This is a genomic window from Luteimonas sp. gir (assembly GCF_037198055.1).
GTDB classification, from domain to species: Bacteria; Pseudomonadota; Gammaproteobacteria; order Xanthomonadales; family Xanthomonadaceae; genus Luteimonas; species Luteimonas citri_A.
In genome coordinates this window covers 685,819-704,367 of the sequence record NZ_JBBAXQ010000001.1, presented here as the reverse complement: position 1 = coordinate 704,367, position 18,549 = coordinate 685,819, and the positions used below count along the sequence as shown (strand labels likewise).

The 18,549-nt window shown below is 69.5% G+C and carries 14 protein-coding genes; 9 read left to right on the top strand and 5 right to left on the bottom strand.

The window, feature by feature from the left end; all coding sequences use genetic code 11:
• Nucleotides 1-47 precede the first annotated feature (47 nt).
• From WAF18_RS03125 to WAF18_RS03110, 4 genes are read left to right on the top strand one after another with little or no spacing between them, the layout of a single operon-like run.
• Nucleotides 48-2,417 (top strand): S9 family peptidase, encoded by a 2,370-nt coding sequence (locus WAF18_RS03125; RefSeq protein WP_337243827.1) that lies wholly within the window; start codon nucleotides 48-50, stop codon nucleotides 2,415-2,417.
• Nucleotides 2,414-2,902 carry a PH domain-containing protein gene (locus tag WAF18_RS03120; RefSeq protein WP_337243826.1) on the top strand — a complete coding sequence of 163 codons (489 nt, stop codon included), beginning with the start codon at nucleotides 2,414-2,416 and terminating at the stop codon, nucleotides 2,900-2,902. Before WAF18_RS03125 ends, WAF18_RS03120 begins: the two co-directional genes overlap by 4 nt.
• Before the next feature lie 44 nt (nucleotides 2,903-2,946).
• Nucleotides 2,947-3,861, top strand: a complete 915-nt coding sequence (hemF, locus tag WAF18_RS03115; protein ID WP_337243825.1) for an oxygen-dependent coproporphyrinogen oxidase — start codon at nucleotides 2,947-2,949, stop codon at nucleotides 3,859-3,861.
• 4 nt (nucleotides 3,862-3,865) lie between these two features.
• The gene (locus WAF18_RS03110; RefSeq protein WP_337243824.1) at nucleotides 3,866-4,549 is read left to right on the top strand and encodes an RluA family pseudouridine synthase; all 684 of its coding nucleotides are present in this window, start codon (nucleotides 3,866-3,868) and stop codon (nucleotides 4,547-4,549) included.
• A gap of 871 nt (nucleotides 4,550-5,420) precedes the next feature.
• On the opposite strand, the gene polA is transcribed toward WAF18_RS03110, so the two are convergent.
• Entirely contained in the window at nucleotides 5,421-8,147 is a 2,727-nt protein-coding gene (gene polA / locus WAF18_RS03105; protein WP_337243823.1) for a DNA polymerase I, read from the bottom strand.
• A 224-nt stretch (nucleotides 8,148-8,371) separates the two neighbouring features.
• On the opposite strand from polA, the gene WAF18_RS03100 reads away from it, so the two are divergent.
• The 4 genes from WAF18_RS03100 (at nucleotide 8,372) to WAF18_RS03085 (ending at nucleotide 12,268) form a co-directional block, all read left to right on the top strand.
• Complete coding sequence (locus tag WAF18_RS03100) at nucleotides 8,372-9,157, top strand: DUF3667 domain-containing protein (protein ID WP_337243822.1); 786 nt, start codon at nucleotides 8,372-8,374, stop codon at nucleotides 9,155-9,157.
• 32 nt (nucleotides 9,158-9,189) lie between these two features.
• Nucleotides 9,190-10,854, top strand: a complete 1,665-nt coding sequence (locus tag WAF18_RS03095) for a TPM domain-containing protein (RefSeq protein ID WP_337243821.1) — start codon at nucleotides 9,190-9,192, stop codon at nucleotides 10,852-10,854.
• 72 nt (nucleotides 10,855-10,926) lie between these two features.
• Nucleotides 10,927-11,220, top strand: coding sequence for a DUF2782 domain-containing protein (locus WAF18_RS03090; RefSeq protein WP_241945049.1), 294 nt, complete (start codon nucleotides 10,927-10,929; stop codon nucleotides 11,218-11,220).
• A gap of 7 nt (nucleotides 11,221-11,227) precedes the next feature.
• A complete protein-coding gene (locus tag WAF18_RS03085) occupies nucleotides 11,228-12,268 on the top strand; it encodes an oxidoreductase (RefSeq protein ID WP_337243820.1) in 1,041 nt (346 codons plus the stop codon).
• 121 nt (nucleotides 12,269-12,389) lie between these two features.
• Here the strand turns inward: WAF18_RS03085 and WAF18_RS03080 are convergent, their stop codons facing one another.
• Entirely contained in the window at nucleotides 12,390-14,459 is a 2,070-nt protein-coding gene (locus WAF18_RS03080; RefSeq protein WP_337243819.1) for a S46 family peptidase, read from the bottom strand.
• A gap of 184 nt (nucleotides 14,460-14,643) precedes the next feature.
• On the opposite strand from WAF18_RS03080, the gene WAF18_RS03075 reads away from it, so the two are divergent.
• Nucleotides 14,644-14,889, top strand: a complete 246-nt coding sequence (locus tag WAF18_RS03075) for a hypothetical protein (protein WP_337243818.1) — start codon at nucleotides 14,644-14,646, stop codon at nucleotides 14,887-14,889.
• A 44-nt stretch (nucleotides 14,890-14,933) separates the two neighbouring features.
• Here the strand turns inward: WAF18_RS03075 and WAF18_RS03070 are convergent, their stop codons facing one another.
• The 3 genes from WAF18_RS03070 to WAF18_RS03060 form a co-directional block, all read right to left on the bottom strand.
• Nucleotides 14,934-15,380 (bottom strand): universal stress protein, encoded by a 447-nt coding sequence (locus WAF18_RS03070; protein WP_337243817.1) that lies wholly within the window; start codon nucleotides 15,378-15,380, stop codon nucleotides 14,934-14,936.
• Nucleotides 15,381-15,483: 103 nt separating this feature from the next.
• A complete protein-coding gene (gene uvrD, locus WAF18_RS03065) occupies nucleotides 15,484-17,664 on the bottom strand; it encodes a DNA helicase II (protein ID WP_337243816.1) in 2,181 nt (726 codons plus the stop codon).
• 133 nt (nucleotides 17,665-17,797) lie between these two features.
• The gene (locus WAF18_RS03060; protein WP_337243815.1) at nucleotides 17,798-18,448 is read right to left on the bottom strand and encodes a TIGR00645 family protein; all 651 of its coding nucleotides are present in this window, start codon (nucleotides 18,446-18,448) and stop codon (nucleotides 17,798-17,800) included.
• Nucleotides 18,449-18,549 lie beyond the last annotated feature (101 nt).

The following is an 18,549-nucleotide window of genomic DNA, read 5'->3' as shown; positions in this document are numbered from 1 at the left end:
CGCGCCGGTACACTGCGCGCTCCTTTCCGCTCCACGGATCGCTGCCGATGCGTCGTCTGCCGCTGTACTGGGTGCTCGCCTGCGCCTTCGCCACCCCGCTCGCCGCCGCGCAACCCGCGCAGCCGCTGACCCTGGACCGGATCATGGCCGACCCGGACTGGATCGGCGCGCCGGTCGAATCCGCCTGGTGGAGCTGGGACGGCAGCCGCGCCTATTACACCGCCAAGCGCGAAGGCAGCAACGTACGCGACACCTGGGTGCAGCCGCTCGCCGGCGGCGCCTCGGTGCGTGTAGACGATGCGACGCGTCCCGACATCGACGGGCGCGACCCGATCCTCGATGCGACCCGCACGCGCATGGCCTTCGTGCGCAGTGGCGATCTGTTCGTGCGCGACCTGCGCACCGGTCAGCTGAGCCAGATCACCCGCACCGAAGCGACCGAGACGCAAGCGCAGTGGACGACCGGCGGTGGCCTGGTGTGGCGGTCTGGCGACGACTGGTATGGCTGGGACCCGCAACGCGGCACCGCGCAGCTGACCAGCCTCAAGGCCGAAGCCGACCCGACCAAGCCGCCGCCGGCCGATGCCTTGCGCGACCGCCAGTTGCGCATGATCGAAACCCTGCGCACCGAGCGCGAGCGCCGCGATGCGCTGCGCGCACAGAACGAGACCTGGCGTCGGGCCGATGCCACGCGCGCCCCCGGCCCGGTGTATCTGGGCAAGGATGTGACCATCGCCGGCAGCGCACTGTCGCCGGCCGGCGATCGCCTGATCGTGGTCACCGAGCCCAAGGACGGCGACGCCGGCCGCGACGGCAAGATGCCCAAGTACGTCACCGAATCGGGCTACGAGGAATTCGAGGACGTGCGTACCCGCGTGGGCCGCAACGACCCGCTGCCGCACCGGCTGTGGCTGGTGGACCTGGCCACCGGGCGGGTGCGCGAACTCGGCACTAGCACGCTGCCGGGCATCGGGACCGATCCGCTGGCCGATCTGCGCCGGGCCGCCGGCAAGCCGCCACTGCAGGGCGACCGCCCGGTGCGCCTGGAGATCGACGGCCGCGGCGGTGGCGGCGGTGCGATCCGCTGGAGCGACGACGGCCGCAACGTCGCGCTGTCGATCCATTCGGTCGACAACAAGGACCGGTGGCTGGCGACCGTCGACCTGGAGAGCGCGACGCTGCGCAGCCGCCACCGGCTGACCGATCCGGCCTGGATCAACTGGGACTTCAACGAGTTCGGCTGGCTGCCCGACCACCGCACGCTGTGGTTCCTGTCCGAGGAATCGGGCTACTCGCATCTCTACCTGCATGACGGCTCGCGCCAGCGTGCGCTGACCTCCGGCCGCTGGGAGGTCTCCTCGCCGGTGATGTCGCATGACGGCAGCCGCTTCTTCTTCCTGTGCAACCAGCAATGGCCGGGCCGTTACGAGGTCTGCATGTCCGGCGACGGCGGTGTGCGCGAGATCACCGCCACCGGCGGCATCGAGGACTTCGCGCTCTCGCCCGACGAGACGCGCCTGCTGCTGCGCACCTCATCGAGCTATCTGCCGCCGCAGCTGGCGGTCGCCGACGTCAACGAGGGCGCCGTGCGCGTGCTCACCGACACCCGCACCGCCGAGTTCAAGGCTTACGACTGGTTGCAGCCGCAGTACGTGCAAGTCCCGTCCAAGCACGGCGCCGGCACGGTCTGGGGCAAGTTCTATGGCCCGAAGAACTACGAACCGGACCGTAAGTATCCGGTCGTGCTGTTCGTGCACGGCGCCGGCTACCTGCAGAACGTCAGCGACCGCTACCCGAACTACTTCCGCGAGCAGATGTTCCACAACATGCTCGTGCAGCAGGGCTACCTGGTCCTCGACCTCGACTTCCGCGCCTCGGCCGGCTACGGCCGCGACTGGCGCACCGCGATCTACCGCCAGATGGGCCATCCGGAGCTGGAGGATTATCTGGACGGCATCGACTGGCTGGTCGAGCACCACCAGGCCGACCGCGACCGCGTAGGCATCTACGGCGGCAGCTACGGCGGCTTCATGACCTTCATGGCGCTGATGCGCGAGCCGGGCCGCTTCAAGGCCGGCGCGGCGCTGCGCCCGGTCGCCGACTGGTCGCAGTACAACCACGCCTACACCGCCAACATCCTCAACACGCCCGAGATCGATCCGGAGGCCTATCTGAAGTCCTCGCCGATCGAATACGCCGACCGCCTGCAGGACCACCTGCTGATCAGTCACGGCATGATCGACGACAACGTGTTCTACAAGGACTCGGTGATGATGGCCCAGCGCCTGATCGAACTGCGCAAGGACAAGTGGGAGCTGGCGAGCTACCCGCTCGAGCGGCACGCCTACCAGCATCCGGCCTCGTGGTACGACCAGTACCGCCGCATCCACGAACTGTTCGAACGCACGCTCAAGTGACGCCTGCGCCGCTGCCGGCGGTCGAACTGCTGCGGCCGGCGCCAGGGAAGCGGCTGGCGCTGTTGGCCGTGTCGTTGGCGCTGGTCGGGCTGGCGGTCGCGGTCGGCGGCCGGCAGCCCGCGGTCGCCTGGAGCCTGGGCGGGATATTCGGGGCCTGTGCACTGCTGGCACTGGCCGGGCTGCTGCCCGGCGCCCACCATCTGCGGCTCGATTCCCACGGGCTGGAGGTGCGCGCGCTGTTCAGGACCACGCGCCTGGCCTGGAGCGACATCGCCCGATTCGGCACCACCCGGGTCGGCCTGCACCCGGTCGTCGGGCTGGACTTCGCCCCGCACGTCGATCGCGGCGCGCAGCTGCGGCGGGTCAACCGCGGCCTGAGCGGCTTCCACGGCGCCCTGCCCGATACCTACGGCCTGGGCGCCGAGGCACTCGCGGCCCGGCTGCAGCAGTGGCACCGGGCCCACGCGCCGGCCAGCGGGGATTGACCCGGATCAATGCCGACCGGGGCGACGCACCTACAATGCCCCGGATGAACGACACTTTCGACACGGTCCGGGACTACCTCACCGGGCTGCAGGACCGCATCTGCGCCGCAATCGAGCAGGCCGACGGCCAGGCCCGGTTTGCCGAGGACCTGTGGCAGCGCGCCGAAGGCGGCGGCGGCAGAACCCGGGTGCTCCGCGATGGCGCGGTGTTCGAGCAGGCCGGCATCGGCTTCTCCGACGTCAGCGGGACCCGGCTGCCGCCCTCGGCCAGCACCCACCGGCCGGAACTGGCCGGCGCGTCGTGGCGCGCCACCGGCGTGTCGCTGGTGTTCCACCCGCGCAACCCGCACCTGCCCACGACCCACGCCAACGTGCGCCATTTCCGCGCGATGCGCGACGGCGAAGTGGTGGCCTGGTGGTTCGGCGGCGGGTTCGATCTGACGCCGTTCTACCCGGTCGACGAGGACATCGCGCACTGGCACCGCACCGCGCGGGCGCTGTGCGAACCGTTCGGCGGTCAGGAACGCTACGAGGCCCACAAGCGCTGGTGCGACCAGTACTTCTTCCTCGGCCACCGTGCCGAGACGCGGGGCGTGGGCGGCTTGTTCTTCGACGACCAGCACGGCGATTTCGAGCACGAGTTCGCCTACATGCGGGCCGTCGGCGATGGCTTCCTCGATGCCTACTTGCCGATCGTCGCACGACGCCGCGACACGCCCTATGGCGAGCGCGAGCGGGAGTTCCAGCTCTATCGCCGCGGCCGTTACGTCGAGTTCAACCTGGTCTACGACCGCGGCACGCTGTTCGGGCTGCAGTCGGGCGGGCGCGCCGAATCGATCCTGATGAGCCTGCCGCCGCGCGTGCGCTGGGAATACGGCTACACGCCCGAGGCCGACAGCGCCGAGGCGCGGCTGGCCGACTACCTGCGCCCGCGCGACTGGCTCACCGAACTGGCCTGATCCCATGGCGGTGACAGCCCTCGACATCGCGCATCCGGACGTCGTGCCGGACTGCTTGCGCCAGCTCTACGGCGACGACCACGTGCTGGCTTTCGACAAGCCTGCCGGGCTGCTGTCGGTGCCCGGCCGCGGGCCGGACAAGCAGGACAGTATGGCCACCCGTGCCCGCGCGCAGTGGCCCGACGCGCGGGTGGTGCACCGGCTGGACATGGCGACCTCCGGGCTGATGCTGCTGGCCCGAGGCGCGGAGGCGCAGCGCGTGCTCGGAGCGGCATTCGAGGGACGTCGGGTCGAGAAGCGCTACATCGCGGTCGTCGACGGCTGGCCGACCGAGGAAGCCGGCGAGATCAACCTGCCGCTGCTGGTCGATTGGCCGGAGCGGCCCCGGCAGAAGATCGATCCGGTCGACGGCAAGCCGGCGCTGACCCGCTGGCGGGTGCTGCGGCGCGAGACCGCCGCCGACGGCGCACCGGTCGCCCGCCTGGTGCTGATGCCGGTGACCGGACGTAGTCACCAACTGCGCGTTCATCTGCAGGCGATCGGCCATCCGATTCTCGGCGACCCGCTGTACGCGCCCGAGCCTGCACAGCGCCGCGCCCCGCGCCTGCTGCTGCACGCCGAATCGCTCGAACTGCCCCACCCCGCCACCGGCGCACCGCTGCGCCTGCACTGCCCGACGCCGTTCTAGAAGAACACGGGTGATCGAGGATTGCGCTGATTGAATTCCAGCGCATGCTAATCACCTATATCTGCTTGAACGACGGGATAAACACTTATCTCCGAGTGTGGAGGACGGAGGTTCCACTCCGGGTGGGCAACCGCCTGGCGACCGGAAGCCGCTCCCCCCTCGGCAAGGCATCCTGCCTTGACTCGGGCGCGCGCCATCCATGGCGCGCTTGACGCGGCCGCCGGCCGCCAGCCGGCTGCCGAGTCCGCCACGTCATTGCCTTCGTTTAGGGCGCCCGAGCCCCCGGCTGGACGAAGTCGCAGGCCTTCGATCTCAGTGCGTCGCGATGGCCGGGGATTGCGCGGCGGGCCACGGATGGTCCACGGCGGCGAGTCAGCGATGTATGAATGACCAAAACCGGGGTCAGAGTGCAATTTCACCTCGTGAAATTGCACTCTGACCCCGGTTTGGACCGCTGATTTGGGGGCGAACGCCTGAGTAACGGCAACGCTGACCGCGAAGCGGCTTGACCGGAAGACGCGCGGCTTCCGGCGCGCTGGCTGCCGCCCATCCGGCGTCGAGCTCCAATACGTGGCAGGCGGACATAAAAAAGCCCCGTAGGCAGGGGGGGCCTACGGGGCTCGGGAACCGGGCTCGGGGAGAAGCCTGTTGGTTCCGGTCGATCACTCCAGGGGAAGGGAGGGATCTGCGACAGACCTTGCATCTGTCGCGAGTATGAGACCACTCGACGCATTGATGGTTCGTGAAGGCGACATTCAATTTTCGCGCAAATTCAGGCTGCATTTACTCCGTCGCGCTGCGCGCCCTGCATGCCGCAGCGCGGCAAATATAGCCACGCCGGCCCAGGTGCGCACGGGCCGCCTGGCCGGGATCAGTGCGCCTGATCCCAGTTGTCGCCGACGCCGCAATCGACCACCAGCGGCACCCGCAGCTGGGCGGCCTCTGTCATCCTCGGCACCACGCCGGCCAGCAGCGGCTCGACGAAGTCGGCATCGGCCTCGAACACCAGTTCGTCGTGCACCTGCAGGATCATTTTGGCCTGCGCGGCGTGGCCTGCCAGCCACTCGTCGACGGCGACCATCGCGCGCTTGATGATGTCCGCCGCGGTGCCCTGCATCGGCGCGTTGATCGCGGCGCGCTCGGCGCCCGCGCGCTGCGAGGCGTTGCCGCGCTGGATGAAGTCCAGGGTCAGGCGACGCCCGAACACCGTCTCGACGAAGCCGGTCTCGCGCGCCTGCTGGCGGGTCCGCTCCATGAAGTCGCGCACGCCCGGATAACGCGAGAAGTACAGCGCGATGTAGTCCTGGGCCTCGCCGCGGCCGACGCCGAGGTTGCGCGCCAAGCCGAACGCGCTCATGCCGTACATCAGCCCGAAGTTGATCGCCTTGGCCGCCCGGCGCTCGTTTGCAGTCACCTGGTCGAGCGGCCGACCGAAGACCTCGGCTGCGGTCGCGCGATGCACGTCGACCCCGGTCTCGAACGCGCCGATCAGACCAGCGTCCTCGGACAGGTGGGCCATGATCCGCAACTCGATCTGCGAGTAGTCGCACGCGACCAGCCGGCGACCCGGTGGCGCGATGAAGGCACGCCGGATGCGACGACCGTCGTCGGTGCGGATCGGGATGTTCTGCAGGTTGGGATCGGACGACGACAACCGCCCGGTCGCCGCGCCGGCCTGGTGGTAGCTGGTGTGCACGCGGCCGGTGTCGGGATTGATCATCTCCGGCAGCTTGTCGACATAGGTCCCGCGCAGTTTGGCCAGGCTGCGGTACTCGAGGATCACCCGCGGCAGTTCGTGCTGGTCGGCGATCGCCTCCAGCGCCTCTTCGTTGGCGCTGGGTTGGCCCTTGGGCGTCTTGACGACCGCCGGCAACCCCAGTTCCTCGAACAGCAGCGCGCAGACCTGCTTGGGCGAGTCGAGGTTGAACGTGCGTCCGGCCAGTTCGGTCGCCTTCTGTTGCGCGGCGAGCATGCGCTTGGACAGGTCCGCGCTCTGCCGGCGCAGTTCGTCGACATCGATGCACACGCCGTTGGCCTCGATCCGGGCCAGCACCGGCACCAGCGGCATCTCGATCTCGCCGTAGACCCGCGCCAGGCCGGGTTCGGCCTCGACCCGCGGCTTGAGCACGCGATGCAGGCGCAAGGTGATGTCGGCATCTTCGGCGGCGTAGCGGGTCGCGTCGTCGATGGCGACCTGCGAGAACGAGATCTGCTTGGCACCCTTGCCGGCGACATCCTCGAAGCGGATCGTGTCCACGCCCAGATGCCGCTTGGCCAGCGAGTCCATGTCGTGACGGGCGATGCCGGCATCGAGCACGAAGCTCTCGAGCAGGGTGTCGTCCGCGTAGCCGCGCAGGGCGACCCCGTGCCGACGCAGCACATGCAGGTCGTACTTGCCGTGCTGGCCGAGCTTGCGCCGCGCCGGGTCCTCGAGCACCGGCCGCAGCGCCTCAAGCACCTGGGTGCGATCGAGCTGGGTGGGCGCGCCCGGATAGTCGTGCCCGAGCGGAATGTAGGCCGCCCGACCCGGCTCGACCGCCACGCTCAAGCCGACCAGGTTGGAACGCATCGCATCGAGCGCGTCGGTCTCGGTGTCGAACGCGAACTCCTCGGCATCGCGCAACTGGGCGATCCAGGCCTCGAGACGCTCGGTCGTGAGCACGGTCTCGTACGCGCCCGGTGCCGACAGCGCCGGGTCGACCTCGACCGGCGGTGCCGGCGCCGTCGTCGCAGCGGCCGCGGCCGGACCGCCGCCTTCGAGCTCGCGCAGCGCCTGGGTGAAGCCGTAGCGGGCGTAGAGCCCGCGCAGCGCGTCGGTCGCGGGTTGGCGCAGCACCAGGGTGTCGGGCCCACCGTCGAGCGGCACGTCGGTGCGGATCGTCGCCAGCGTGCGGCTGAGCGGCAACTGGTCCAGCACTTCGCGCAGGTTCTCGCCGATCTTGCCCTTGATGTTGGCCGCGGCCGCGATCACGCCGTCGAGCGACTCGTACTCGGCCAGCCACTTGGCCGCGGTCTTCGGCCCGCACTTGGGCACGCCGGGGATGTTGTCGATGCTGTCGCCCATCAACGCGAGCATGTCGACGATCTGGTCGGGGCGGACGCCGAACTTGTCGTGCACCGCCGCCTCGCTGTCCATGCGGCTGCCGCTCATCGTGTTGACCAGGGTGATGCCCGGGCGCACCAACTGCGCGAAGTCCTTGTCGCCGGTCGAGATCGTGGTCGCGATACCGGCCTCGGCGGCCTGCACGGCGAGCGTGCCGATCACGTCGTCGGCTTCGACGCCGGGCATGCGCAGGATCGGGAAGCCCAGCGCCTCGACGATGTCGCACATCGGATCGACCTGCGCGCGCAGGTCATCGGGCATCGGCGGGCGGTTGGCCTTGTAGGCGGCGTAAAGATCGTCGCGGAAGGTGCGCCCCGGCGCATCGACCACGAACGCCGCGTAGTCGGGCGCCTCCTTGAGCGTGGCGCGCAGCATATTGACCACGCCAAACAGCGCGCCGGTCGGCTCGCCATCGGCGTTGGACAGCGGCGGGAGCGCGTGGAAGGCGCGGTACAGGTACGAGGACCCGTCGATCAGAATCAGGCGTTTCGTCATCCGCAGATTCTACGGCGTCGGCCGTGGGCGCCGCGTTCGACCCCATCCGCCGGGCCGGGACGTTCACCCTCCAGACCCCTCCGGGCGCACCGACGATGACGGAATCCGAACGCTGTGTCGCGATAATCGCCCCCTGCCAAGGGGGTCTGGATGACCATCGCCTGCCATGGCCGGCCTTCGGGGCGGCCTTTCGTCCAATGCGCGCCGCAGCCGGGAGCTGCGCAATGACGGTGCCCGATCCCGGCACACCGCCGACGGTGGACTGGGCGGCCCGCGACGCCTGCCGCAATTGCGGCGCGGCCCGCGGCGGCGCGCCGTACTGCGGCCAGTGCGGTCAGAAGGCCGCCCATCGCCTGGGGCTGGGCGACCTGCGCCAGGAGACCTGGCAGAAATGGCGCCTGTTCGAATTGTCGGTCGCACGCACCGCCGGGCGCCTGCTGCTGCGCCCGGGCACCGTTGCGCGCGAGTACGTCGAGGGCGCGCGCAGCCGCCACGTGCATCCGCTCAAGCTACTGCTGATCAGCGTGGCGCTGTTGCTGCTGGTGCTCGACACCACAGGCTTCCTGCGCGCGGGCGACCAGTCTTACCTGGGCGCGATGGCGATGATGCAGCGCTACGCCAACTGGACGTTCACGCTGGGCATCTTCGCCGTCGTCGCCAGCTCGCTGCTGGTGTTCGGGCGTCGCCGCTACAACCTCGTCGAGCATCTGGTGCTGGCCGCCTATGCGTATGCGGTGATCATCGGCCTGAATCTGGTCAACCAACTGCCGCTGCTGGTCATCCGCGACCCGGCGCTGGTGCTGCCCTGGCGCGAAGCCGCCAAGTGGTACATGTACGCGGTCAAGGGCGTGGTGCTGGCGCTCGCGTTCCACCAGTTCTTCGAACTCGACCTGCGCCGCGACGCCTGGCGCCTGGTACTGGCACTGGCGGTGTTCGTCGCCGTCGACTGGCTGCTGCGACGCGCCTACGTCCATGCCATCGTCGCGCTGCTGTATGCGCGCGCCGCCTGATCTTCTCCGACCGACTGCCAGAGGAAATGCCCATGTCCCGACGCTCCCTGCACCGCCTGGTCCGCCCGTTGCCGGCCGCGCTGCCACTGGCCCTGCTGCTCGCTGCCTGCGGCGAGCGCGATGCTGCGCCCGCCGCACCCACCGCCGCGTCCGGCACGGCAGCCCCCAGCCGCGCCGAACTCGTCGAGCAACTCGCCTCGACGCTGCAGGCCTGCTCCTACGACGGCCGCCCCGAACGCCTGGACCCGGCGACGCTGACCGGCACGCCGCCAGCCGATTGCCGCAGCATGGTCGAACGCGTCATGGGCTATACCGGCCTGCCGCAGAACTTCGTGGTCACCGAAGGGCCGGTCGCCAATGCCGCCGCGGTGATCCTGCTCGACGAACAGCGGGTCCCGCAGCGGGTGATCGCCTTCAACCGCGATTTTCTCGGCGAGGTCCGCGCGGCGACCAACGGCAATCCCTGGGCGCCGGTGAGCATCATGGCGCACGAGATCGGCCACCACCTGTCCGGGCACACGATCACCGGCACCGGCAGCCAACCGCCGATCGAGCTGGAGGCCGACAAGTTCAGCGGCTTCGTGCTGCAGCGCATGGGCGCCAGCCTCGCCGATGCCAAAAGCGCGATGCAGTCGCTGGGGGCCGATCACGTCACCGCGACCCACCCGGCCCGCAACGACCGGTTGGCGGCGATCCAGGACGGCTGGATGGAAGCCTGCACCCAGGCCGGGCAGACCGGCTGCCAGGCCGGTGCGGGCACCGGCACCGCGCCGCCGCAGGCGCCGCCCCCGGCCCGCAGCGCCACCGTCCACCTGCCGGCGCCATCGGCGACGACGATCCCGCTCAAGTACGGCCGTTTCGTCGTCGACGAGACCGGGCGGCTCGACCCCGAGCTGCTCAAGGGCCTGGAGGCGACGCTCTATGACCTGGCGCAGAAGCAGGGCATCGAGCTGGCGCTGCTGGTCGTCGACGACCTGCACGGCATGAGTGCGCAGGACTATGCCTGGACGATGCTGCGCCAGCTGCGCATCGGCAAGCTGGACTTGGGCAACGGCGGCGTGTTCGTCGTTGCGCCCAACCAGGGCACCTCAGCGGTCGCCTATGCGCCCGGCGTGGCCAAGCAGCTCGAGTTCGGCAACCCGCCCAAGCAATTCGACAGTTGGACGGCCGAGACCTGGCAGCGTTACTGCCTGGACGACGACGGCTGCGGTATCTCGACCCGGAGCCTGCTCAACATCGTCGAATCCCAGGTGCGGGTGCTCACCAGCAGCGGCCGGACCTTCCGGATCCGCTTCAACGACATCCAGGAGATCGTCGACTACACCGCCGAACGTCAGGCCGAGCGCGCGGCCGGACGGCCGTGGGACGACGCACGCGATCAGACCATCGGCGCACTGGTGCGCTTCAGCGCGACGGTCAAGAACCTGCAGCCGTCACCGGCGCAGTTCAAGGTCAACGAGGCGATCCTCAAGGATGGCCGCTGGCGCGCCCTTGTGGTCGAAACCGAGGCAGGCAACGAGGTCACGCTGTACATGCAGCCGCAGACCGAGCAGCTGATGCCCGGTGGACGACTGGAGACCGGACGGCGCTACACCTTCGTCGGCGAGTTGACCACGCCCGGCCAGTTCCACAGCAGCGCCGGCGTGCAGCAGGGCAACACGCAGCTGTGGCTCTTCAGCTACGACCCGTTGCAATAGCCGCCACTGGTGCGCGCACGGCAGTTGCACGCCGTGCGCGCATAATGGCGGTCCGCCCGCTGGAGATCTGCCATGTCCGCCTCCCGTACCGCTGTGCTCGCGATCGCGCTGCTGGGGTTGTCCGCTTGCGCCAGTCCCGGCGGCGCGCTGCCTGACGGCATCCCGGCCGATGCCGAGCAGGTGACCCGGACCGAATCCAACGGCGACCGCATCACCGAGTTCCGCGTGGCCGGCCAATTGCGCGCGGTGCAAGTGGTGCCCTCGCGCGGCCCGGCGTACTTCCTCTACGACCGCGACGGCGACGGCAGCATCGACAGCGACCGCGACGACGTCCCGCAGACCTACTTCAAGCTGTTCGGCTGGTAAGCCCGCAATGGGCGACGCGCTGCAGGTCGCGCTGGTCGGGTACGGCCTTGCCGGCCGGGTGTTCCATGCGCCGTTGATCGCGGCGACGCCCGGCCTGCGGTTGCACACGGTGGTCTCGCGCAACCCGGAGCGCGTGCGCGTCGACCATCCCGATGCGCGCGTGTACAGCGATCCGTACGAAGCATTCGCCGACCCGGCGATCGACCTGGTCGTGCTGGCCTCGCCCAACGTCACGCATGCCCCCTTGGCGATCGCCGCGCTCGCCGCCGGACGTCACGTCGTGATCGACAAACCGATGGCGATCGATCTGGACGAGGCGCGGACCGTCGCCGAGGCGGCACGCGCCTCCGGTCGCCTGCTCAGCGTGTTCCACAACCGGCGCTGGGACGCCGATTTCCTGGCACTGCGCGCACTCATCGCGGCGGGCACGCTCGGTCGCATCACCGAGGTGCACTCGCATTTCGACCGCTTCCGACCCGAGGTCCCCGACCGCTGGCGCGACCGCGCCGAGCCCGGCGCAGGGATCTGGCTCGATCTGGGGCCGCATCTGGTCGACCAGGCGCTGCAACTGTTCGGCCTGCCCGATGCGGTGCAGGCCGACATCGCACTGCAGCGCGACGCTGCGCAGGTCGACGACTGGTTTCACGTCGTGCTGCGCTACGGCCGTCTGCGCGTGGTGCTGCACGCCGGCGCGCTGGTCCCCGGCGCCGGCTTGCGCTTCGCGGTGCACGGCACCGGCGGCAGCTGGCTCAAGCACGGGCTGGATCCGCAGGAGGCCGCGCTGCGCGCCGGCCAGCGTCCGAGCGGAGCGGACTGGGGCGTCGATCCGGCGCCTGGCCACCTGCTGCGCGTCGGCGATGACGGCGCGGTACACGAGGCGCCCTCGCCCGCCCCGGCCGGCGACTATCGCCATTACTACGTCGGCCTGCGTGCGGCGATCGCTGAGGGCGCACGCCTTCCGGTCGCACTCGACGAGGCGCTCGATGTCATGCGGGTGCTGCAGGCCGGCATCGACAGCGCCGCGCGCGGACAGGTCGTGGCGCTGTAGCGACGGCGCCTGGGTCTGCGGCGCCGGGTGCGAGGCCGCGGGTCGTGTGCGAGTGATCGCATCTAGGTTGAACACACGCACGGCGCCCGGTCTGAGGCGCCGTGCGTGCAGCGGCAATGGGTTACTTGCGCAGCAGTTCGTCCACCAGCGTATCGGCGCCGTACACCGACTTCAGCGCCTCGACGATCGCGCCGCTGTGCACCGAGACCGTGCGATTGCGCGTCGGGTCGTACCAGAAGCTGCCGCCCAGCGAATGGATGTTGCCGTCGAACGCCAGGCCGACGACCCGCGCGTCGCGATCGATCACCGGACTGCCGGAATTGCCGCCGATGATGTCGTTGGTGCTGACGAAGTTGAAGCGCGTGTCGCCGGCGATCCGCGCCTGGGCATCCAGCCAGCGCTGCGGCAGCGCGTACGGCGCCGCCCCGGTGTTGCGGGCGAACACCCCGTCCATCGTCGTGAACGGCGTGATGGCCTTGCCATTCTCCTCCCAACCGGCGATATCGCCGTACGACAGCCGCAGCGTGAACGTCGCATCCGGGTAGACCGTCGTGCCGAGCTTGTCGAAGCGCACTTTGGCGATCTGCGTCGCAGCGCGCGACTCGATCGCGCCCACCTCCGATTCCTGACGCTGGCGCACCGCACGCGCCGGCGCATCGACCGCACGCGCGAGCTGGATGAAGGGGTCGTCGGACGCCGCGATCGCCGCGGCGCCGCCCGTCCACAGGCGTTCGCGCTCGGCGACATCGGCCAGCGTCGAGCCTTCGACCAGCGCTTTGGCCACCTGCGCCGGCGAGCGGTCGCCGAGCACCGACTTGACCAGCGGGTCGTCGGTGCCGAGCAGTTCGCGCAGCTTGGTCAGCGACCAGGTGAGCTTGGCGGTCTCGAACGCTGGGTAGACGGGCGCGGTGCTCAGCAGGGTCTGGCGCAGGCGTCCCTGGCCGGCGTCGTGGAACTCCGGCAACCGCGCGTCGTTGGGCTTGGCGCGCTCGTCGGCGCCACGCACCAGCGTGCGCGCGATCGAGAACAGCCGCGAGTCGAAGCCCCGGCCCTGTTCGAGCAGCATGTAGGGCACCGCGATCTGCCGCGCGGTGACCTGCGCGGCCTCGACCTCGCGCCACGGCGTGGCATCGACACCTTCGCGCAGCCGCGCTTCTTCCGCGCGCTTGGCGGCAAACACCTGCGGATCGAGCAGCGCCTGCAACTGGCCGCGATAGACCTTGTAGCTGTTGTCGGTGAACGTCAGATCCGATTGCGCCTGGCGGGCGGCCTCCTCATCGAGCCGGCCGTACTCGCCGAGCATCGCACGGCGCTCGGCCAGCCATAGCAGGGTATTGATCAGGCTGACATCGCGCACCGTCTCCAACTGGGCGACGGTGAGCTGGCGCTGGGTGCGCCCCGGATGACCGGTGACCATCACCAGGTCGCCGGCCTGCGCGCCCTCGGGCTTGAGCGTGAAGTGATGCTCGACCGTCGCCGGCTTGCCGTCCTCATAGGCGCGCAGCAGCGCGGCATCGAGGTTGTAGCGCGGGAAATTGAAATTGTCCGGATCCCCGCCGAAAAAGCCGACCGCATACTCGGGCGAGAACACCAACCGCACGTCCGAATAGCGGTGGTAGCGGTAAAGATGCTGCTGGCCGCCGTTGTAGAGCTCCACGACGTCGCAGCGCGTGGTGTCGGCCGCATTGCCGACGCATTCGGACTCGATGCGCGCCTTCTCGGCGTTGCGCGCGTCGACGTAAGCCTGGCCCTGCTTGCCCTCGGCGGCCGTGGCCACGCGCGCACTGACATCGGTGATCGCGCGCAGCACGTTGAGCTCCTCGGCCGGGCATTGCAGCTCTTCGCCGCGGGCCGCGGCGACGAAGCCTGCGTTCTGCAGATCGCGCTGCGGCGACGACAGGCCCTGCACGCAGCCGACCACGCAATGGGCATTGGTCAGCACCAGGCCTTCGGGCGAAACGAACGAGCCCGAACAGCCACCCGCCAGGCGCACCGACGACTGCATCGCGTGATCGACCCAGGCCTGGTCGGGCGAGAAGCCGTACTGGGCCTTGAGCGCATCGCGCGGCAGATTGTCGAGTGTCCACATGCCCTCGGCGGCCTGGCCGGCCAACGGCAAGGCCAGTGCGACGAGAACGACGACGCGCATACGCGACATCAGCCGCGACGATGATGGGGTCTGGGGCGCCATGGGCGACTCTCCGGGTTGAAGTGGCCGCGCGGGCCGGACCTGCACAGCCTAGGGCCTGACGTGACGGTGGCGCGAGACCCGGAGGTCATGACGCGGGCAGGAAGTTTGCGGGCCCGGCGCCTTCACGTACGATGCGGCGAGCGGAGGCCGCGCTGCATCCGCCGCGTCCCGAGCGAGAGCCCGCATGAGCCGATCCGAACGTCGCCGCCCAGCCCCGGCCGATCCGGCCACCCTGCGCCGGGGCCTGACGCCCGAGCAGGCGGCCGCGATCGCGACCCTCGAGGCGCTGGGCTGGGAACTGCGCTTCGTGCGCCGCCCGCTGTTCCGGGACCCGGTCCCGGTCGTATTCGAGAAGGCCGGCGCGCGATGGCTGGTGGTCGAAGGCGACGGGCGGCTCAACGAGTCGCCGGGGTTCGCGCTGCGCGAGTAGCAGCCCGTGCGACGGCACCGCCCTCGCAGGCACAGCGGCTCAGGTCATCGCACGATCAGCACCGGCAGTTCGCTGCGTGCCACGACCGCCTGGGTCTGGCTGCCGAGCAACAGCCGGCCCAACCCCCGCCGTCCGTGGGAGGCCATCACCACCATGTCGATGCCGCGCGCCTGCGCGGTCTCGAGGATCGCATCGGCTGGCGGCTGCTCGACCACGAACAGGGTCGTCGCTTCGACACCGTGCCGCGATGCGGCCTGCTTCGCGGCGGCGAGCACGTCGTCGGCATGGGCCTGGGCGGCGGCGCGGTAGTCTTTCAGGAATTCGTCGAAGCCGACCAGCCCGCTGGGATCGGTCAATGCGGTGTTCCAGGGCTCGGACACGGTGACGATGGTCAGCGACGCACCGAGGCCTGCGGCGAGCGTGGCCGCGTGCTCGACACCGCGCGCGGCGAGTTCCGATCCATCGGTGGCGACAAGGATATTGCGGTACATGGCCTGCTCCCGGGAATGACGAGGGTCGTCTCGAATATACCCCCGTCACCCGACCGGGCCGGCGCGGCCGAACGTCGCAACCCGTGCTCCCTGAGGCGGTGCGCTACGCCGGCTGCAGATTCGCGTAAGCCATCACCAGCCACTTGCTGCCGACCTCGTCGAAGTTGACCTGCACGCGCGCATGCGCGCCGTCGCCCTCGATATCGGTCACGGTGCCAGCACCGAACTTCGCATGCGTCACGCTCTGGCCCAGGCGCACGCCGACCGATGGCGCCAAGCTGGCATGGCCGTAGTCGGGACGCTGCCGCTGCGGGAACGTCGCGCGCGTGGCCTGTACCTTCGGCCGCACTTCGTGCAGCAGGGCGGGCGGGATCTCGCGCAGGAAGCGTGACGGCACACCGAACATGTCCTGGCCGTGCAGGCGGCGCGCCTCGGCGTAGGTCAGCACCAGCTTCTGCCGTGCGCGGGTGATGCCCACGTAGGCCAGCCGGCGCTCCTCCTCCAGCCGGCCGCTTTCCTCCGCAGTGCGCGCGCTCGGAAACAGGCCTTCCTCCAGGCCGACCAGGAACACCAGCGGGAACTCCAGACCCTTGGCACTGTGCAGCGTCATCAGCTGCACGCCGTCCTCGCCGGCCTGCGCCTGGCCTTCGCCGGCTTCAAGCGCGGCATAGGCCAGGAACGCGACGAGTTCGGTGAGCTGCGCGCTCTCTTCGTCGTCGCCGCGCACGAAGCGCGAGGCCACCGAGACCAGTTCGTCGAGGTTTTCGACCCGCGAATCGGCACTGCCCTTCGACTCGTTGGCGTAGTGCACGCGCAGGTTGGAGCGTGCGAGCACATGATCGATCTTGTCTTTCAGCGACAGCTCGGCGACCTCGCCGGCCAGCGCGTCGATCAGTTGGGCGAAGCCGGCCAGCGCGTTACGCGCGCGGCCCGCGAGCCCGCCGCCCTGCGCGCAGCGCAGCGCCGACTCCCACAATGGGATCGCATGCTCGCGTGCCTGCCGACGCACCTCGTCGAGCGTGCGCTCGCCGATGCCGCGCGGCGGCGTGTTGACCGCACGCTCGAACGCCGCGTCGTCGTCGCGGTTGGCGATCAGGCGCAGGTAGGCCAGCGTGTCCTTGATCTCGGCGCGTTCGAAGAAGCGCACACCGCCGTAGACGCGGTAGGGCACCTGCTCGGCGACCAGTTGCTCTTCCATCGCGCGCGACTGCGCATTGCTGCGGTAGAGCACCGCGATGTCGCCGTGGCTGCCACCGTCCCGGACCCACTGCAGCGCGCGCTCGACCACGTAGCGCGCCTCGTCGATCTCGTTGTAGGCCGCGTACAGGTCGATCGGATCGCCCTCGCCGCTGTCGGTCCACAGCTGCTTGCCGAGCCGGTCGGGGTTGTGCGCAATGACCGCGTTGGCCGCGCCCAGGATGTTGGCGCTGGAGCGGTAGTTCTGCTCGAGCCGGATCGTCTGCGCGCCCGGATAGTCGCGCAGGAAGCGCTGCACGTTTTCGACCTTCGCGCCGCGCCAGCCGTAGATCGCCTGGTCGTCGTCGCCGACGATGAACACCTTGCCGGTGTCGCCCGCGAGCACGCGCACGAATGCGTACTGGATCGCGTTGGTGTCCTGGAACTCGTCGACCAGCAGATGCCCGAAGCGCTGGCGGTAGTGCGCGAGCAGCGCCGGCGTATCGCGCAGCAGTTCGTGTGCGCGCAGCAGGATCTCGGCAAAATCAACTAGGCCGGCCCGGTCGCAGCGCTCCTGGTACAGCGCATACGCCTTGAGCATCACGCCCGACCATTCGTCGCCGCCATCCTGGATGTGCTGCGGCCGCTTGCCTTCGTCCTTCTGCGCGTTGATCCACCAGGCGATCTGCCGCGGCGGAAAGCGCGCGTCGTCGAGCTCGAGCTGCTGGACCACGCGCTTGACCAGCCGCAGCTGATCGTCGCTGTCGAGAATCTGGAAGCCCTCGGGCAGCTTCGCATCCTGCCAGTGCAGGCGCAGCAGGCGGTGCGCCAGGCCGTGGAAGGTGCCGATCCACATGCCGCGCGCGCCGTTGCGCAGTTGCGCGTCCACCCGATGCCGCATCTCGGCCGCGGCCTTGTTGGTGAAGGTCACGGCGAACACGCCGTAGGCCGGCACCCCGAAGACTTCGTTGAGCCAGGCGATGCGGTGCGTCAGCACGCGGGTCTTGCCGCTGCCGGCGCCGGCCAGAACGAGATAGTGCGAATCGGGCGCCGAGACAGCTTGGCGCTGGGCTGCATTCAGCCCATCGAGCAGGTGCGAGACATCCATCCCCGCATTCTACGCCCCTCCCAAAACCGGGGTCAGAGTCGATTGATCGTCGCGCCGGAACGAGGTCGTCATTCAGAGGCTCGAAGCCGGAGTCAGCTCCACCGCAAAATCGACTCTGACCCCGGTTTTTGGGTCAGTGAGCGGCGTGTTCGCGGCGGGCGCTGCTGCCGGTCATCAGCTTGTCGGTGTAGGCAATGCCGATCGCCGAGAGGATGAAGCCGCCATGGATGATCGTCTGCCACATGACGCCGGCGGTGGTGACCTTGGTGCAGGCCGGCGCGGCGAGCGACAGCCCGCCAGCGATCGCCTGAGCGTGGGCGGCCGCCGCGGCGATGGCATCAGCGGTGCCGCACACCGGCAGGCCGACTTCGCCAGCGGCGATGAAGGTCTTGAGCAGGTGGATCGACGAGATGCCGATGATCGCCATCGCCAGCTTGACCTTGAGCACGCTGGCATTGACGTGACTGAGCCACTCAGGCTGGTCGGGATGGCCCTGCAGACCCAGGCGCGAGACGAAGGTCTCGTAGCCGCCGACGATCACCATCACCAGCAGATTGGAGATCATCACCACGTCGATCAGGCCCAGCACCAGCAGCATGATCCCCTGCTCGGTCAGCGTCGTGGCGCCGTGGACCAGGTGCCAGAGCTCCTTGACGAACAGGAACACGTAGACGCACTGGGCGACGATCAGGCCCAGGTACAGCGGCAGCTGGAGCCAGCGCGACCCGAAGATCACGTAGGACAGGGGGTTGAGGCGCGGCGGCACGGACAGCGGGGTCGACATGGGGGGAGCCTGCGGGAGGTGCGCGGAGCGTAACGAGGGTCCGTGACTTTGCCAATCGCGGGCCGCACAGGCGGATGGGCACGCGTCAGCTGCCCGCCGAG

Bases quoted from the DNA above. Each gene is read 5' to 3' on its own strand.
- WAF18_RS03110 (WP_337243824.1), top strand. From the start codon at position 3,866: ATGGCGGTGACAGCCCTCGACATCGCGCATCCGGACGTCGTGCCGGAC.
- WAF18_RS03060 (WP_337243815.1), bottom strand. From the start codon at position 18,448: ATGTCGACCCCGCTGTCCGTGCCGCCGCGCCTCAACCCCCTGTCCTAC.
- WAF18_RS03085 (WP_337243820.1), top strand. From the start codon at position 11,228: ATGGGCGACGCGCTGCAGGTCGCGCTGGTCGGGTACGGCCTTGCCGGC.
- WAF18_RS03125 (WP_337243827.1), top strand. From the start codon at position 48: ATGCGTCGTCTGCCGCTGTACTGGGTGCTCGCCTGCGCCTTCGCCACC.
- WAF18_RS03080 (WP_337243819.1), bottom strand. From the start codon at position 14,459: ATGGCGCCCCAGACCCCATCATCGTCGCGGCTGATGTCGCGTATGCGC.
- hemF (WP_337243825.1), top strand. From the start codon at position 2,947: ATGAACGACACTTTCGACACGGTCCGGGACTACCTCACCGGGCTGCAG.
- uvrD (WP_337243816.1), bottom strand. From the start codon at position 17,664: ATGGATGTCTCGCACCTGCTCGATGGGCTGAATGCAGCCCAGCGCCAA.
- WAF18_RS03095 (WP_337243821.1), top strand. From the start codon at position 9,190: ATGTCCCGACGCTCCCTGCACCGCCTGGTCCGCCCGTTGCCGGCCGCG.
- WAF18_RS03070 (WP_337243817.1), bottom strand. From the start codon at position 15,380: ATGTACCGCAATATCCTTGTCGCCACCGATGGATCGGAACTCGCCGCG.
- polA (WP_337243823.1), bottom strand. From the start codon at position 8,147: ATGACGAAACGCCTGATTCTGATCGACGGGTCCTCGTACCTGTACCGC.
- WAF18_RS03100 (WP_337243822.1), top strand. From the start codon at position 8,372: ATGACGGTGCCCGATCCCGGCACACCGCCGACGGTGGACTGGGCGGCC.
- WAF18_RS03090 (WP_241945049.1), top strand. From the start codon at position 10,927: ATGTCCGCCTCCCGTACCGCTGTGCTCGCGATCGCGCTGCTGGGGTTG.
- WAF18_RS03075 (WP_337243818.1), top strand. From the start codon at position 14,644: ATGAGCCGATCCGAACGTCGCCGCCCAGCCCCGGCCGATCCGGCCACC.